The 15,172-nt window shown below is 64.9% G+C and carries 15 protein-coding genes and 1 tRNA gene; 9 read left to right on the forward strand and 7 right to left on the reverse strand.

Features of this window, described 5'->3' with window-relative positions; all coding sequences use genetic code 11:
- The first annotated feature begins 3 nt into the window (after positions 1-3).
- Positions 4-1,293 (forward strand): dihydrolipoamide acetyltransferase family protein, encoded by a 1,290-nt coding sequence (locus O9281_RS05455; protein ID WP_298183584.1) that lies wholly within the window; start codon positions 4-6, stop codon positions 1,291-1,293.
- 10 nt (positions 1,294-1,303) lie between these two features.
- Here the strand turns inward: O9281_RS05455 and O9281_RS05460 are convergent, their stop codons facing one another.
- Complete coding sequence (locus O9281_RS05460) at positions 1,304-1,747, reverse strand: hypothetical protein (RefSeq protein ID WP_298183585.1); 444 nt, start codon at positions 1,745-1,747, stop codon at positions 1,304-1,306.
- 166 nt (positions 1,748-1,913) lie between these two features.
- Between O9281_RS05460 and O9281_RS05465 the strand changes: the two genes are divergently transcribed.
- Positions 1,914-1,990 (forward strand) — tRNA-Asp (locus O9281_RS05465).
- 14 nt (positions 1,991-2,004) lie between these two features.
- Here O9281_RS05465 and O9281_RS05470 read toward each other — a convergent pair.
- Positions 2,005-3,087: an MBL fold metallo-hydrolase gene (locus O9281_RS05470; RefSeq protein WP_298183586.1), complete on the reverse strand. Its 1,083-nt coding sequence runs from the start codon at positions 3,085-3,087 to the stop codon at positions 2,005-2,007.
- Positions 3,088-3,155: 68 nt separating this feature from the next.
- Between O9281_RS05470 and O9281_RS05475 the strand changes: the two genes are divergently transcribed.
- Positions 3,156-3,632: a hypothetical protein gene (locus O9281_RS05475; protein WP_298183587.1), complete on the forward strand. Its 477-nt coding sequence runs from the start codon at positions 3,156-3,158 to the stop codon at positions 3,630-3,632.
- Here the strand turns inward: O9281_RS05475 and O9281_RS05480 are convergent.
- The 4 genes from O9281_RS05480 to O9281_RS05495 all read right to left on the reverse strand — a co-directional run bounded on the left by O9281_RS05480 (position 3,601) and on the right by O9281_RS05495 (position 5,097).
- Positions 3,601-3,816 carry a DUF2842 domain-containing protein gene (locus O9281_RS05480; RefSeq protein ID WP_298183588.1) on the reverse strand — a complete coding sequence of 72 codons (216 nt, stop codon included), beginning with the start codon at positions 3,814-3,816 and terminating at the stop codon, positions 3,601-3,603. The two genes, O9281_RS05475 and O9281_RS05480, sit on opposite strands and share 32 nt — an antisense overlap.
- Positions 3,816-4,391: a 5-formyltetrahydrofolate cyclo-ligase gene (locus O9281_RS05485; RefSeq protein ID WP_298280097.1), complete on the reverse strand. Its 576-nt coding sequence runs from the start codon at positions 4,389-4,391 to the stop codon at positions 3,816-3,818. Before O9281_RS05485 ends, O9281_RS05480 begins: the two co-directional genes overlap by 1 nt.
- A 204-nt stretch (positions 4,392-4,595) precedes the next feature.
- Positions 4,596-4,889 (reverse strand): cell division protein ZapA, encoded by a 294-nt coding sequence (locus tag O9281_RS05490; protein WP_298183590.1) that lies wholly within the window; start codon positions 4,887-4,889, stop codon positions 4,596-4,598.
- A gap of 7 nt (positions 4,890-4,896) precedes the next feature.
- Positions 4,897-5,097: a hypothetical protein gene (locus tag O9281_RS05495; RefSeq protein ID WP_298183592.1), complete on the reverse strand. Its 201-nt coding sequence runs from the start codon at positions 5,095-5,097 to the stop codon at positions 4,897-4,899.
- Between the two features lie 169 nt (positions 5,098-5,266).
- Between O9281_RS05495 and tkt the strand changes: the two genes are divergently transcribed.
- The 6 genes from tkt to O9281_RS05525 all read left to right on the forward strand — a co-directional run bounded on the left by tkt (position 5,267) and on the right by O9281_RS05525 (position 12,854).
- The gene (gene tkt / locus O9281_RS05500) at positions 5,267-7,237 is read left to right on the forward strand and encodes a transketolase (RefSeq protein ID WP_298183594.1); all 1,971 of its coding nucleotides are present in this window, start codon (positions 5,267-5,269) and stop codon (positions 7,235-7,237) included.
- 14 nt (positions 7,238-7,251) lie between these two features.
- Complete coding sequence (gene gap / locus O9281_RS05505; protein ID WP_298183596.1) at positions 7,252-8,259, forward strand: type I glyceraldehyde-3-phosphate dehydrogenase; 1,008 nt, start codon at positions 7,252-7,254, stop codon at positions 8,257-8,259.
- A 12-nt stretch (positions 8,260-8,271) separates the two neighbouring features.
- Complete coding sequence (gene pgk / locus O9281_RS05510) at positions 8,272-9,474, forward strand: phosphoglycerate kinase (RefSeq protein WP_298183597.1); 1,203 nt, start codon at positions 8,272-8,274, stop codon at positions 9,472-9,474.
- A gap of 89 nt (positions 9,475-9,563) precedes the next feature.
- Entirely contained in the window at positions 9,564-10,457 is an 894-nt protein-coding gene (locus tag O9281_RS05515) for a fructose bisphosphate aldolase (RefSeq protein ID WP_298183598.1), read from the forward strand.
- A gap of 86 nt (positions 10,458-10,543) precedes the next feature.
- Positions 10,544-12,034, forward strand: coding sequence for an HAD-IB family hydrolase (locus O9281_RS05520; protein WP_298183599.1), 1,491 nt, complete (start codon positions 10,544-10,546; stop codon positions 12,032-12,034).
- The gene (locus O9281_RS05525) at positions 12,021-12,854 is read left to right on the forward strand and encodes an alpha/beta hydrolase (protein ID WP_298183600.1); all 834 of its coding nucleotides are present in this window, start codon (positions 12,021-12,023) and stop codon (positions 12,852-12,854) included. Before O9281_RS05520 ends, O9281_RS05525 begins: the two co-directional genes overlap by 14 nt.
- A gap of 10 nt (positions 12,855-12,864) precedes the next feature.
- Here the strand turns inward: O9281_RS05525 and O9281_RS05530 are convergent, their stop codons facing one another.
- Entirely contained in the window at positions 12,865-15,171 is a 2,307-nt protein-coding gene (locus tag O9281_RS05530; protein ID WP_298183602.1) for a 1-acyl-sn-glycerol-3-phosphate acyltransferase, read from the reverse strand.
- Position 15,172 lies beyond the last annotated feature (1 nt).

Consider the following 15,172-nt stretch of genomic DNA (forward strand, 5'->3'; position numbering starts at 1 on the left):
ACCATGGGTACCTTTACCTTCAGACTCCCCGACATTGGCGAAGGCATCGCCGAGGCCGAGATCGTCACCTGGCACGTCAAGGTGGGCGACCGGGTCGAGGAAGACGGCAAGCTGGCCGATGTCATGACCGACAAGGCCACCGTCGAGATGGAAAGCCCGGTTTCAGGCGTCGTGGTTCAGGTGGCCGGGGCCGAAGGCGACATGATCGCGATTGGCTCGCCGCTGGTGGTGATCGAAACCGATGGAGAAGGGGAGGCTGAGGAGGCCGCGCCCGCGCCCAAGGCGGAAGCGGCGCCTGCGCCCGAATCCGCCCCAGATCCCGTTCGGGCTGAGCCTGTCGAAGCCCCGTCCGCCACTTTGCCGGATGCGCCGAAATCGGAAGCCAGCCCTTCGACAAGCTCAGGGCGAACGGATCATGGAGCAAGGATCCTCGCCAGCCCCGCCGTGCGTGCCCGCGCGGCTGATCTGGGCATCGATCTGGCCCAGGTGAAGCCGGCCGAGGATGGCCGCATTCGTCACGCCGATCTTGATGCTTTCCTGGCTTACAATGCCGGCGGCGGGTTCCGCGCGCCGGGTGGCAAGCGCGCCGATCAGCAGGTGCGCGTGATCGGCCTGCGCCGCCGCATCTCGGAAAACATGGCCGCGTCCAAGCGCAACATCCCGCATTTCTCCTACGTCGAGGAAAGTGACGTGACCGCGCTGGAGGAAATGCGCGCGCAGTTGAACGCCGCCCGTGGGAACCGGCCCAAGCTGACCATGCTGCCGCTGTTGATCACCGCGCTTTGCCGGGCGCTGCCCGATTTCCCGATGATCAACGCCCGCTTCGATGACGAGGCCGGGGTGGTGACGCGGTTCGGTTCGGTCCACCTGGGCATGGCGACCCAGACCGATGCCGGGCTGATGGTGCCGGTGATCCGCGATGCGCAGGACAAGAACCTGTGGCAGCTGGCAGCGGAAATCACTCGCCTGGCCGAAGCGGCCCGCAACGGCACGGCCAAGAGCGAGGAACTGTCCGGCTCTACGATCACGCTGACCTCGCTCGGGCCGCTGGGCGGTGTGGCCCATACCCCGGTGATCAACCGCCCCGAAGTGGCGATCATCGGCCCCAACCGGATCGTCGAACGGCCGATGTTCGTGCCCGATGGCCTCGGCGGTGAACGCATCGAAAAGCGCAAGTTGATGAACCTGTCGATCAGCTGCGACCACCGCGTCGTTGATGGCTGGGATGCGGCAAGCTTTGTCCAGGCGGTCAAGCGCCTGATCGAAACACCGGTATTGCTGCTGGCCGACTAGGCCAGCGCGTCTATCGCACGATGGCGCTGTAGGCGATCCGGCCTTGTCCGCGCGCGGCTGTGCGCGGGTCGACGCGCCAGCGCACGTGGGTCACGTCTTCCGGCGTGGCGATCCGGTTGCCGACCCGCATCGTGGCCAGCTTGCCCCAGGTCTTGCCGCCGTCGATCGAGACTTCCTCGTCGCCATTGGCGCTGCCCTGGAACTGGACCGATCGGGGCAGGGGATTGGTCACGGTAAAGCCACCATCGCCGCCCATCCGGTACCAGCGCACGACATAGACCACCCGGTCGCCGCGGCTGAGGTCGCTAGCAGGTTCGAGCAGGCGCCCGGCATCCGGCGTGATCCGTTCGACAAAGACTGCGCTGTCCAGCGCGACCGCCGGGCTGGCCTCTGCAGCAGTTGCGGTGGCGGTCAGGCACAGGCCGATCAGTGCGGCAAATGCAGTGCGATTCATCCCCGTTAGCCCCTTGAAGTTGCGACACTGCTTGTCGCAGCAAGGGGCAAAGGAATGGTTAATGCGGCCTTAGCCATGTTGCGAAAACGGGGTCGCGAAATATGCCGCGAAACCCCGTTGACAGCCCCGCCGTGCTGGCCTAGTGGCGCGGCTCCCAAGTGGCTGCGCGGGTGTAGCTCAGTTGGTTAGAGTGTCGGCCTGTCACGCCGAAGGTCGCGGGTTCGAGCCCCGTCACTCGCGCCACTTGGGAAGTTTCCTCAAAAAGCGTCGGAATAATCCACGGCCTGGCTGCCGCTCGGCAGGCTGACGATCATGCCGTCGTGCGCCACGCGCAGATCGCCGGTCCAGATCTTGCCCGCATCGCCCAGGAACAGCCGCTCGATCAGCTTGACCGGCGGGGCGGGGACCACGTGATAGAGAACCAGGGATTTGACCCCGGCTTCCTTAGCCGCGCGCGCAGCGTCTTCCGGGCTCGCGTGATAGCCGGGGATGTCGGCCATGATCTTCGCCTGATCGCCCCGGCCGCGCTCGGCCAGCTTCGCGCCCATCGCGCCGATCATCTTCGGGTTCAGCGCCTCGTGGAACATCACGTCCGCGCCCTTGGAGGCTGCGACGAAATCGGGGGCGTAGATGGTGTCGCCGCTGATCGCCACCGAGCGGCCCTTGTAGTCCAGTCGGAAGCCGAATGCGGGCTTCACCGGATCGTGAATCACCCGGATCGCGGTGATCTTCACGCCGCCCTGATCGTAGACCACCTGGCTGGCCTGACCTTCGGCCAAGGTGATGATGCTGGCCGCACCGCCGAACCCGCCGGGCCGGGCCACCGCCGGGCCGTGGTGGGCGATGCGATAGCCTTTGTCGCGTTCATAGACCTGCATCAGCCCGGCGATGACCTGGTCGGTGCCTTCCGGCCCGCTGACGGGCAGCGGCGTGCCGCGCGAACCGGCGATCCAGGCCTGGAGTAATAGTTCGCCCAGGCCATCGATGTGATCGGAATGGAGGTGGGTCAGATAGGCACCCTGCAGCTTGTCCATCGGAAAACCCATCCGGCCCAGCTTGCGGATCGAACCGGCCCCGGCATCGAAGACGAAACCCTGCTGACCGGCCAGCACGGCCAGGCATGGCCCGGCGCGGTCAGCGTCGGGCATGGGCGAACCGGAACCGCAGACATAGACATGGACGCCATCGGGCAGGGCGGCAGAACGATCGATGCCGACGTTCTGATCGATCGCGGTGTCGAAGGCGCGTTGCGCGAGCCGGTCGCGGCCCAGGAACAGGGCAAGGCCGACTGCCAGAACCACTACGGCAATCCCAAGTCCCAGCTTGCGCTTCATGCTCATCGCCCGCTCTCCCCATGTTGTCGGGAGGCAGATTGCCGAGGTTGGCGGCTTGCGGCAAGGAGTAAGGCATGAACCCGGATGATGCCTTGCGCGAAACACTGCGGCTCGTTGTCAGGGCAATGTCCCCGGCGCGGCATGACTGGTGGATCGTGGCGAGCGCCGCCTGCCGCCTGCATGGGATCGATCCTGGCCCGGTGCGCGATGTCGATGTCTTGCTAGATGAGCGCGATCTTGGGGCAGTTCTGGTGCCACTCGGCCTCAGTCCTGCGCCCGGAACCAGCGACGGGCTGTTCCGCTCGCGCTGTTTCGTCAGCTGGGATGCGGCGCCGCTGACCGTCGAATTCTTCGCCGGGTTTGAGCTGTGCGAAGCGGGGCAATGGAGCGAGGTGCGGCTTCAGACTCGCGAATGGCGCAGTTTTGCAGGTGTTGAACTGCCCGTACCGGAACGGCGGGAACTGGCCACCTTGCTACGCCGGTTCGGGCGGTCAAAGGATCTGGCCAGGGCCAAACTGCTCAGCCCCAGCGGCCCGTTTCCATCCAGATGAGGAAGCGCCGCAGTGGCAGCAGCCAGACGACGCCCAGCAGGATATAGACCGGCGTCTGGATCAGCGCGTGCCAGTCGGTGATCAGCGGGGCGATATAGCGGGCGACCAGCAGGCCATAGATCAGCAGCGCGATCAGCAGGCTGAGCACGCCAAAGGGGATCCGCCAGGTCGGTTCGCTACGCATCAGCTTTCACTCCAAAAGAGCCGGGTCGGTGTCACTACGGCTGTTAGTCGCTGGTCGTGCGGTTCCACCGGAAGATCGTCGACCAGTTGCGCGTCCCAGGCGAGGCCGATTGTGGCGATCGGGTCATGGCTGGCGAGCCAGCGATCGTAATGCCCGGCGCCCTGGCCCAAGCGATGGCCATCGGCGGTGAATGCCACCAGCGGAACCACCAACGCGTCAGGCACGATTGCTGGGGAATCGGCGCGAGGTTGGGGAATTTCGGCCAGGCCCGGCTCGAGCAAGTCCTCGTCCCAGGGATTGGTCCAGAGATGGAACTGCATTGGCGCATCCCGTGCGGCAAGGCGGGGCAGGGCGACTTGCCAGCCGTTTTCATGAAGCCAGCGCGCCCAGCCGAGCGATGGAGCCTCATCGCCAACGGGGTAATAGAGCCCGATCGTGCCAAGTCCGGCAAGCCGTTCGGCCACTGCGGCCGGGGGACGATTGAGGATCAGGGCGCGGACGCTGGCGGGCAGTGTCGCCACAAATTCCCTGCGCCTGGCCCGCATTTCGCGCCGCAGGTCTTTCTTTGCTCGCACGCACGCTCCTGCGGAAAGGGTGACGGGACCACCATGGGCCGTTGCCGGGAAATCCTCTGACGCCTTAACGTCAGGTGGGAACCATGTGTGCCGGACCAGGGTCCGACCAGGGACAGCCCCCATTGGATTGCTTATAGCCTCAGGGATATTCTGTCGGTTCGCACCGGGCAGTACCCGTCGTGGCTATAGATAGGGATGAACTGCCTAAGCCTCAAGAGCCTGGGCGGCCGCTTCCAGCCGCGCCGCCAGGGCTTCGAGTTGATCGGCATTATCTGGCTGCGCACTGGACGGAGCCGCCTTGCCCTTCGTCTCATGCAGCTCGTCGGCCAGCAGCAAGGCGGCGAACAGCAATTGGCGCACTTCGCCGAGCGACGCCCCGCCAAGCTGTGCTACCTTCTCGTCGATCAGGCGGCCAAGGCTGGCGACATGGGCCTCCTCGCCCGCGGCGCAGGCCACGGTATAGCTGCGGCCACCAATCTGCAGGGTCACGTTGCTCATCGCCGGATCACCCCTGCGCGCTTTCGATCAGCTGGTCGATCTGCGCCAGCGAATCGGTTACCGCCGCGCGCAACCGGTCATGCCTGACCTGAAGGTCGGCAAGCTCACCAGTTGTTTCAGCGGGAGGTTGGCGACGCGCAGCCGCCTCGATCCGCGCGAGGGCGGCCTCGATCCGCGCCAGCGCGCGGCTGATGCGATCTGCGTCCATGCGCATCGGCTAGCGCATTCATGCCCTCACGCAAAGCCTTGGCCACCAGCTTTCCCACCATTTGAGAGTATCCCGGTGCCCCTGCGCTTGACGGGGCGGGGTGCCTCCGCAAAGGAAGCCGGACATCGAATCGGTGGCCCATTCCTGCCCTTTTCGGGAGAGCCCTAGCATGACCCTCGACGCGTCCCGCCTTGCGCCCATGGCCAATGCCATCCGCGCTCTTTCCATGGACGCGGTCCAGGCAGCCAATTCCGGCCATCCCGGCATGCCGATGGGCATGGCCGATGTCGCGACGGTGCTTTACAGCCAGTTCCTGAAGTTCGATCCCGCCGCGCCGAAATGGCCGGATCGTGACCGGTTCGTGCTCTCGGCCGGGCATGGCTCGATGCTGATCTACTCGCTGCTCCAACTCACCGGCTACGCCGCGCCGACGATGGATGACATCCGCAATTTCCGCCAGTTGCACAGCCCCTGCGCCGGTCACCCGGAAAGCGTCGAGCTGGACGGGGTGGAATGCACCACCGGCCCGCTCGGCCAGGGGCTGGCCATGGCGGTCGGCATGGCGATTGCCGAGCGGCACCTCAACGCGACTTTTGGCGATGGTCTGGTCGATCACAAGACCTGGGTGATTGCCGGCGATGGCTGCCTGATGGAAGGCGTCAACCACGAGGCGATCGGTCTGGCCGGGCACCTCAAGCTTGGTCGCCTCAACGTGCTGTGGGACGATAACCGGATCACCATCGACGGCGATACCGACCTCTCGACCAGCGAGGACATCGCCGCGCGCTATGCCGCCACCGGGTGGCACGTTACCTTGTGCGATGGCCATGACTTTGCCGACATCGCCCGCGCCCTGGCCGAGGCAGAGGCCGATCCGCGCCCCTCGCTCGTCGCTTGCCGCACCGTGATCGGCAATGGCGCGCCGAACAAGCAGGGCACGCACAACGTCCATGGCAGCCCGCTGGGCGCTGACGAAGTCGCCGCCGCCCGTGCCCACCTGGGCTGGGCAGCCGCCCCGTTCGAAGTCCCGACGGAAATCCTGGCTGATTGGCGTGCGCTGGGTGCCAAGGGTGCGGCTGCGCGCGGCGAATGGGAAAAGCGGATTGCCGCCGACCCGCAGGGCAAGGAATTCGCGCGCCGGATGGCTGGCAAGCTGCCCGAAATGGACGAAGCCAATGCCGCCTTCGCCGCCTGGCTGGGCCAGTCGCAGAAGGTCGCCACGCGCAAGGCCTCGGAACTGGCGCTCGAAGTGCTGACCGCCGCTGTGCCGGAAATGGTTGGCGGATCGGCGGACCTGACCGGATCGAACAATACCAAGACCAAGGCAACCGGCCCGTTTTCGGCCAGCGATTATGCAGGGCGCTACCTCTATTACGGGATTCGCGAATTCGGCATGGCTGCGGCGATGAACGGCATGGCGCTGCATGGCGGGGTGATCCCCTATGGCGGCACCTTCCTGGTCTTCTCGGACTATTGCCGCAACGCGATCCGCCTCTCCGCGCTTCAGCATCAGCGCGTGGTCTATGTGCTGACGCATGACAGCATTGGCCTGGGTGAGGATGGCCCGACCCACCAGCCGGTCGAGCACGTGATGAGCCTGCGGCTGATCCCCAACCTCTATGTCTTCCGTCCTGCCGATGTGATCGAAACGGCGGAGTGCTGGAATATCGCGCTGCAGAGCAGCGAGACGCCCTCGGTTCTCGCGCTGACCCGCCAGAACCTGCCGCAGCTGCGCAGCACTGGTGAAATGCTGAGCGCGAAGGGCGGCTATCGCCTGCGCGGCGCGACTGCCGCCCGCAAGGTCGTGCTGGTCGCCACTGGTTCGGAAGTGGCATTGGCCTGTGATGTGCGCGATGCGCTGGAAGCCAAGGGCATTGGCGCCGATGTCGTCTCGATGCCCTGCATGGAACTGTTCGACGCACAGGACGCTGCCTACAAGGCCGATCTGCTCCCTGCCGATGCCCTGCTGGTCTCGATCGAGGCGGGGGTCACCTGGGGCTGGCAGAAGTATGTCGGCGATGGCCTGACCATCGGCATCGACAGCTTCGGCGCCTCGGCTCCGGCCGAAATCCTGTTTCCGCATTTCGGCTTCTCGGTTGAAGCCATTGTTCCGAAAATCGAAGCCAGACTGGCGGGTTAGAAGGAGTTCTTCACATGGCAATCAAGGTTGCGATCAACGGTTTTGGGCGCATCGGGCGCAATGTGGCGCGCGCGATCATCGAGCGGGCCGATCACGATCTGGAATTGGTCTCGATCAACGATCTCGCCTCGCCCAAGGCCAATGCCATGCTGTTCCAGCGGGACAGCGTGCATGGCGCCTTCCCCGGCACGGTCGAGGTGGATGGCAATGACCTGGTGATCAACGGCAAGCGCATCCATGTGACCGCCGAGCGCGATCCCGCCAATCTGCCGCATGGCGCGCAGGGGATCGACATCGTGCTGGAATGCACCGGCTTCTTCACCGACCGCGCCTCGTGCGAAAAGCACCTCGCCGCAGGTGCCAAGAAGGTGCTGATCTCGGCCCCTGGCAAGAATGTCGACCTGACCGTCGTTTACGGCGTCAACCACGACAAGCTGGAAGCTGCCCACACCATCGTTTCCAACGCTTCGTGCACCACCAACTGCCTGGCCCCCTTCGCCAAGGTACTGAACGACGCGATCGGGATCGAACGCGGGCTGATGACCACGGTCCACGCCTATACCAACGACCAGAAGATCCTCGACCAGATCCATGAGGATCCGCGCCGCGCCCGCGCTGCTGCGATGTCGATGATCCCGACCACCACCGGCGCCGCCCGCGCCGTGGGTGAAGTTCTGCCCGAGCTGAAGGGCAAGCTCGACGGTTCAGCGATCCGCGTGCCGACCCCGAACGTCTCGGTGGTCGACCTGACCTTCCAGCCCAAGCGCGACACCACCAAGGAAGAGGTCAACGCCCTGCTCAAGGCGGCAGCCGAAGGCTCGCTGAAGGGCGTGCTGGGCTATTCGGACGAGCCTCTGGTCTCGATCGATTACAACCACTGCCCGAACAGCTCGACCATCGACAGCCTGGAAACGGCCGTGATCGACGGCAGGCTGGTGCGCGTGCTGAGCTGGTACGACAACGAATGGGGCTTCTCCAACCGCATGGTCGATACGGCCGGCGCGATGGGCAAGCTGCTGTAAGGATTGCCCGAAATGGCCAAGTTCCGCACGCTCGACGATCTGGGTGACCTGACCGGAAAGGTCGCGCTCGTGCGCGTCGACCTGAACCTGCCGATGCAGGAAGGGTCCGTCACCGACGATACGCGCGTGCGGGCTGCGGCTCCGACGATCCTGGAACTGGCCAGCAAGGGCGCCAAGGTGCTGCTGCTCGCCCACTTCGGGCGGCCGAAGGGTGAAAAGGTCTCGACCATGTCGGTGTCGATGACCCTCGATGCCGTCCAGGCCGTCCTAGGCAAGGAAGTGATGTTCGTGCCGGAAGTGGCGGGTGACGTGGTCAAGCAGGCCGTCAGCATCCTGCGTCCGGGCGATATCGCCATGCTGGAGAACACCCGGTTCTGGAAGGGCGAGGAAAAGAACGATCCGGACCTCGCCAAGGCCATCGCGGCCAATGGCGACATCTACGTCAACGATGCCTTTTCGGCCGCGCACCGCGCTCATGCCAGCACCGAAGGGCTGGCCCACATCCTGCCAGCCTATGCCGGTCGCTCGATGGAAGCCGAACTCAAGGCGCTGGACGCCGCACTGGGAACCCCGGTGCGCCCGGTTGCTGCAGTGGTTGGCGGCGCCAAGGTTTCGTCAAAGCTTGATGTGCTGACCCACCTTGTAACCCAGGTCGATCACCTGATCATTGGCGGCGGCATGGCCAATACTTTCCTCGCGGCGCGTGGGGTCAATGTCGGCAAGTCGCTGTGCGAACATGACCTGGCGGCGACGGCGGAGGCCATCCTTGAAGCGGCAGACAAGGCGGGTTGCACGGTTCACCTGCCTTACGACGTGGTGGTGGCAAAGGAATTCGCGGCCAATCCGGCCAGCTTGCGGACCTGCAATGTCCACGAAGTCGCGGCGGACGAGATGATCCTCGATATCGGCCCGCAGGCGGTCGAGGCCCTGGCGGATGTGCTTAAGACCTGCCGCACCTTGGTGTGGAATGGGCCGCTCGGCGCGTTCGAGATCGAGCCGTTCGATGCCGCGACCGTTGCGCTGGCGCGCAGCGCGGCCGCACTCAGCAAGGAAGGCGTACTGACCTCGGTCGCCGGTGGCGGCGATACCGTCGCCGCGCTCAACCATGCCGGGGTGGCGGCCGATTTCACCTACATCTCGACCGCCGGTGGGGCCTTCCTCGAATGGATGGAGGGCAAGGAACTGCCCGGCGTGAAGGCGCTGGAAACAGCCTGACATTTTGACCGCTCGCGCGCTTGCGGCCCTGCCGCAGGCCCGCTATGGCCCGCGACAGCATACGTATGCAAAGGACAGGGACGGACAGCATGAACTTCGCCGAAATGACCGCCAAGATGGCCGCCGGTAACGGTTTTATCGCCGCGCTTGACCAGTCGGGTGGCTCCACCCCCAAGGCGCTGGCCGGTTACGGGATCGGCGAAGATGCCTGGACCACCGAAGCCGAGATGTTCGACCTGATCCACTCCATGCGTGAACGGATCATCACCTCGCCCGCTTTCGATGGCAGCAAGGTGATTGGCGCGATCCTGTTCGAGCGGACCATGGACGGCACCGCTGGTGGCAAGCCGGTGCCGCAGGCGCTGATCGACAAGGGCGTGGTGCCCTTCATCAAGATCGACAAGGGGCTTGAGGCCGAGGAAAACGGCGTCCAGCTGATGAAGCCGATGCCGGAGCTCGATGCCCTGCTGGCCCGTTCCAAGGCGCTGGGCGTGTTCGGCACCAAGGAACGCTCGGTGATCAATTCGGCTAACCGCGAAGGCATTGCCGCCGTGGTCAAGCAGCAGTTCGAGGTCGGCCAGCAGGTGCTGGCCCACGGGATGATGCCGATCATCGAACCCGAAGTGAACATCAAGAGCGAGACCCGCGCCGAGTGCGACGCGATCCTGCTCGATGAAATCCTGAAGAATCTGGCTGAGCTGCCCGAAGGCCAGCAGGTCATGTTGAAGCTTTCGCTGCCGGTTGAGCCGGGCAAGTTCGATGCCCTAGTCGATCATCCCAAGGTGCTGCGCGTCGTGGCCCTTTCCGGCGGTTACAAGCGGCCGGAAGCCTGCGTTGAACTGTCGAAGAACCGCGGCATTATTGCCAGCTTCAGCCGCGCGCTGCTGGAAGACCTGCGGCACCAGATGACCCAGGCTGAGTTCGATGCGGCGCTGGGCGAGGCGATCGACCAGATCTATCGCGGGTCCACGCAAAAGATCTGATCCCCCTAACGGCTTGAATTGTTGGCCCGGCTCGGATTTACTGCATTCCGAGCCGGTCGCCAGACGTGCCGGCATGGGGAGAGTGCATGGCGCGCAGCGGGGCGAATGGCGGCAGGGGTGGGACCGTCTCGGTCGCCGACCTGGTCAGCAGGATCGAAGCCGGGTCGCAAGGACCGAAGACCGTTGTCGTCTTCGACTTCGATGGCACGCTGATCGCGGGCTATTCCGCCAGCGCCTTCTTCCAGGCACACCTGCGCAAGGGCGATTACAACGCCTTCGATCTGGCCGAGGCCGGGGTGGCGATCTGGCAATCGGTGGCCAAGGCGATCGAGATGCAGGACCTGCTCAACAAGGCGGTCGGCAAGTGGAAGGGCAAGAAAGAGTCCGAACTGCTCGAACTGGGCGAGAAGATCTTCGACAAGAAGTTGTCGGACAAGGTCTATCCCGAGATGGTCACCCTGCTGATGGCCCACCGCAAGGCCGGGCACACCATTGCCATTGCCAGTTCCGCCACCCGCTTCCAGGTTGAACCAACTGCCCGCTTTTTGGGGATCGAGCACGTGATGACCTCGACCGTGGAGGTCAACAAGCGCGGCGTGCTGACGGGGCGAATGCTGGAGCCCCAAATGTGGGGCAAGGGCAAGGCCGATGCGGTCAAGGCTTTCGTTCGCGCGCGCAAGGCCAAGCTGGCCGACACCTGGTTCTATGCCGATGGGGACGAGGAAATCGGCCTGATGCGGGCGGTCGGTCATCCGGTGCCGACCAATCCGGGCAAGGAACTGGCCGCCACCGCGCGCGAGGAAGGCTGGGATATCCTGCGCCATTCGAGCCGGGGTTCGACCACGCCCGAACTGCTCACCCGCACCGCTACGGGCCTGATGAGCCTGTTCCCGCTGCTTTACACCGGGATCGGAGTAGGGCTGCTGACCCGCAACAAGCGCAATGCCGCCAACCTGACCCTGCCGATGTGGGCGGACAGCGTGATGCTGGCCTCGGGCGTGAAACTGCGGGTTTCGGGGCGCGAGAATCTCACCTCGCACCGACCGGCCGTGTTCCTGTTCAACCACCGCAACAATTTCGATGCCTTCTTCGTCGGCGCTTTGGTCCGCACGGACCTCGCCTGGGTGGGCAAGGCCGAACTGAAGAAGAACCCGATCAGCGCCATGCTGAGCCGACTGGTGCCGGTTGCGTTCGTCGAGCGGAGCGGCGGTTCGCCTGAGGAGGCCGCCAAGGCGCTGGAGCCGGTCGCCAAGATGGTGCGCGAAGGCTGTTCGATCATGATCGCGCCCGAAGGCACGCGGGTGCGGGACATGACGGTCGATGTCGGCCCCTTCAAGAAGGGCGCGTTCCACATGGCGCGGAGTCTCGGTATCCCGCTGGTGCCGATCGTGATCCGTAACGCACTGGACGTGGCCGGACGCGATGCGGTGATGCTGCGATCGGGCACGGTCGATATCGCCGTGCTGCCGCCAGTGCCAACTGCGGACTGGACCGAGAAGTCAGTCTCGGCAAAGGTCGAGGAAGTGCGGCAGATGTTTGTAGATAGGCTGAAGGACTGGCCTGATGTCGATGATTGAATTCACTTTTACGGGCGCGAAAGGGATTCCGATCTTTGCAGCGAGCTGGATGCCTGGTGGCGTGCCAGTCGATCACATCGTTCTGGCTCATGGTTATGGCGAACATCTCGGCCGCTATCAGGCTGTGGCCGATGTGCTGAATGCCGCAGGCTATGCGGTCCATGCACTGGATCATCGCGGGCACGGCAAGTCCGGTGGCCCTCGCGCCGTGATTGACAGTTTCGCCAATGCCGATGCCGACCTGGACCAATTGGTCGACCGCGTGTGCAGCGAAGGCGGACTGTCACGGGTCAAGCTGATCGGCCATTCGATGGGCGGCTCGCTGGCGCTCAATTACGCGCTGAACCATCCGGAGAAGCTGTCGGGCCTGATCCTCTCAGGGCCTGCCATCGGGGGTGGGTTGCCACCGTTCCAGACCAGGCTCCTCGCCATTATCTCGCGGATCGCACCGCGCCTTGGCATGATCAGGCTCGATGCCGATGCGGTCAGCCGCGAACCGCAAGTGGTGGCGGCATACAAGGCCGATCCGCTGGTGTTCCATGGCAAGGTTCCGGCCCGCACCGCGCGCGAGATGATGCATGCGGTCACCACCTATCCACCCCGCGTCGGCGCGATGCAGGTGCCATGCCTGCTGATGCATGGCAGCGCCGATACGCTGGTGCGCGCAGCCGATGCCCAGCCGGTGTTCGATGCGATCGGCAGTCCGGACAAGACCGTGCGGATCTTCGACGGGTTATACCATGAGATCTTCAACGAGCCTGAACGGATGGAAGTGCTGAAGATCGTGCGCGACTGGCTGGATGCCCATCCGCCCGCCTAACCGCCCCCCTTTAGCCCCCTAGCGCCTCGCGGCACTGCACCTCGATCTGGTCTAGCGCGGCAAGGGTCGCCCGCAGGACCTTCGACCGTCCCTCGCGCCGTGCGGCGAGGTCTGGGCCGGGTTCTACCAGCTTGACGTTGCTTGCCAGCTGCCAGGCGGTGGCGAACAGCTGGCGCGAAACCGCCTCGGGATTGCGGATGGTCTTTTCCAGCAGGTACTGCCGCCCCAGGCCATCGGCGGCAGTGAGCACGTCTTTTTCCTGGGCGGCAACATCGACTGGCAGGGTCAGCAACACGTCCAGCACGATGCGATAGGCCTCAAGGAACGGGCGCAGCGCGGCATGGGCCAGCCCCACGCCGAACAGGCTGTCGAGCACCTCGCGCCCCGATCCGGCTTCGGTCAGCTTGCGCCGCCAGTCCTGGTCGATCAGGTCCATCTCTGCTGCCAGCCCATCCTCGAAGGCCGGGCGTTCGCGGAAGAAGAATTCGAACTTCAGCGATTCGCGCAGGGCGAGGGCGGTTTCAAAAAACTGCGCTTCGCGCTTGGCGGGTGGGGCGGAGACTGCGCTCATCGCCGAGACCTCGGCAATCGCCCGTTCCAGCACGAAATGGAGCATCGAATTGCGATAGAAGGCCGCGCCGATGTGCTGGCCTTCGGCAATGCCATAGACCGGCACCGGGCCGCCATCGAAGCGGGTGATTACGCCGGATTCCATCAGCGTATCCAGCACGGCGTCCAGCGCGGCGGGATCCTCCAGGGCAGCACTGTCAGCCAGCGGCTGTCCCCGCAGCTGGGCATGGCTGACCAGCATGGCGGCAAAGCGCGCGAGCCGTTCGCGGGGGATCGAGCGGCCGCCCGTGGCGAGCAGGGCAAAGGTAACCAGGGCGATCCCGGTAATCGGAGTGGCCTGGTTGATCCGCCATGACACGGCGAGCGACAGCTTGTTTAGCGCCAGCTGCGCCTCGGGCGTCTTGCCATCCGAATGCGGATCGGGCGGGCCAAGCGCCTCACGCATCGACAGCGGCTCCGCCACCCGCAGATAGGCCTTGCCATAGGAGGTGCGCAGGCTGCGCAGATAGCGCAGCATCCAGCCCAGGTTCTCCGGCTTCTTCTTGCCGCCCTTGGCCTCGTTGGCAAAGTCCTTGGTCTCGTAGACCTGGTCATAGACCAGGGCGACCGGCACCAGCATGATGTCGTCGATCCGGCCCTGGCGATAGGCATCGACGACATAGGTCAGCAGGCCCAGCTTGGGCGGCAACAGCTTGCCAGTGCGCGAACGGGTGCCTTCCGGGAACCACGAGAGGTTGAAGCGCCGCTCGATCAGATAGGCGAGGTATTCGCGCAGCACGAAGCGATAGGTCGCGTTCTCGCGAATGTCGCGGCGCAGGAAGATATAGCCAGCGCGGCGCATGATCGGGCCCATCGGCCAGAACGACATGTTGATGCCCGCGAACAGGCTGGGCAGCGGCAGGCCGTGATCGGCGAGTACGGTGTTGACGATCGGTGCATCGACATTGGCCTTGTGCGCCGGCAGGATCAGCGCCGGAAAGCGGGCGAAGACATGGTGTAGGCGCTCAAGCTGATCCGGCTCGACATCAACATTGCCATAGGCTTTTTCATAAGCCGCACGAAAGAATCGGAGCATCCCTTCGATTGCAAAGGGATTATGACCGGTGCGCAGTTCTTCCAGATAGCCACGTGCCTCGGCCAGCAGCTCTGCTTCGCCACGCCCGGTTTCCTCGACCAGTCGCGCCAGACCGGCGGCAAAGCCGGGCGCGGCGATCACGTCGGCCGGTTCGACCCGCGGCATCTTGAAGCGCTTGCCGTATAGCGGATATTCGGCCCGCTCGAGGGAGAGTTCGGCCTGACGGGCGACGAAGTCGGCAAAGTCGGTCCCACGCCCGCCGGTGCGCTGCTTCCACCTTGCCCGCAGCAGACCCAGCGCGGCGGGCTGGGCCACCACCACGCGCCAGCGCGGATCGGCCGCGTCTCGCTCGCGCCGCTTGATGCTCTCCGCCGGTTCGCGTGGATCACCCAGACCGAGCAGGGCGCGCCAGCCACTTGGCAGTTCGCCCTTGCGTGGCAGCCAGGCGATCCGCAGCGGTGCCAGTTCAACCGCATCGTCATCTAGCGACGCGACGAGGCGCGCAACCTCGATCGAAAAGGGTGCGTCGCTGCGCTCGATCGCTACCAGTCGGCCAGCCAGCCCTGCAGTGTGCCGTTCCAGCAGTTCGCGCTCGGTCTGGCCGCGAAAGAGCGCAAGGAAGATCCGCTGGACCTTGGGTTCCTTGTCGGGGACGGAAGCTGCGGTCGCCATG

Source organism: Novosphingobium sp., assembly GCF_027531025.1.
GTDB lineage: Bacteria > Pseudomonadota > Alphaproteobacteria > Sphingomonadales > Sphingomonadaceae > Novosphingobium.

What these genes read in the sequence shown, in the direction of transcription:
- O9281_RS05460 (WP_298183585.1), bottom strand. Translation starts at nt 1,747, where the DNA reads ATGAATCGCACTGCATTTGCCGCACTGATCGGCCTGTGCCTGACCGCC.
- O9281_RS05490 (WP_298183590.1), bottom strand. Translation starts at nt 4,889, where the DNA reads ATGAGCAACGTGACCCTGCAGATTGGTGGCCGCAGCTATACCGTGGCC.
- O9281_RS05480 (WP_298183588.1), bottom strand. Translation starts at nt 3,816, where the DNA reads ATGCGTAGCGAACCGACCTGGCGGATCCCCTTTGGCGTGCTCAGCCTG.
- O9281_RS05495 (WP_298183592.1), bottom strand. Translation starts at nt 5,097, where the DNA reads ATGGACGCAGATCGCATCAGCCGCGCGCTGGCGCGGATCGAGGCCGCC.
- pgk (WP_298183597.1), top strand. Translation starts at nt 8,272, where the DNA reads ATGGCCAAGTTCCGCACGCTCGACGATCTGGGTGACCTGACCGGAAAG.
- O9281_RS05475 (WP_298183587.1), top strand. Translation starts at nt 3,156, where the DNA reads ATGAACCCGGATGATGCCTTGCGCGAAACACTGCGGCTCGTTGTCAGG.
- O9281_RS05515 (WP_298183598.1), top strand. Translation starts at nt 9,564, where the DNA reads ATGAACTTCGCCGAAATGACCGCCAAGATGGCCGCCGGTAACGGTTTT.
- O9281_RS05525 (WP_298183600.1), top strand. Translation starts at nt 12,021, where the DNA reads ATGTCGATGATTGAATTCACTTTTACGGGCGCGAAAGGGATTCCGATC.
- O9281_RS05530 (WP_298183602.1), bottom strand. Translation starts at nt 15,171, where the DNA reads ATGGCGACCGCAGCTTCCGTCCCCGACAAGGAACCCAAGGTCCAGCGG.
- O9281_RS05520 (WP_298183599.1), top strand. Translation starts at nt 10,544, where the DNA reads ATGGCGCGCAGCGGGGCGAATGGCGGCAGGGGTGGGACCGTCTCGGTC.
- gap (WP_298183596.1), top strand. Translation starts at nt 7,252, where the DNA reads ATGGCAATCAAGGTTGCGATCAACGGTTTTGGGCGCATCGGGCGCAAT.
- tkt (WP_298183594.1), top strand. Translation starts at nt 5,267, where the DNA reads ATGACCCTCGACGCGTCCCGCCTTGCGCCCATGGCCAATGCCATCCGC.
- O9281_RS05455 (WP_298183584.1), top strand. Translation starts at nt 4, where the DNA reads ATGGGTACCTTTACCTTCAGACTCCCCGACATTGGCGAAGGCATCGCC.
- O9281_RS05470 (WP_298183586.1), bottom strand. Translation starts at nt 3,087, where the DNA reads ATGAGCATGAAGCGCAAGCTGGGACTTGGGATTGCCGTAGTGGTTCTG.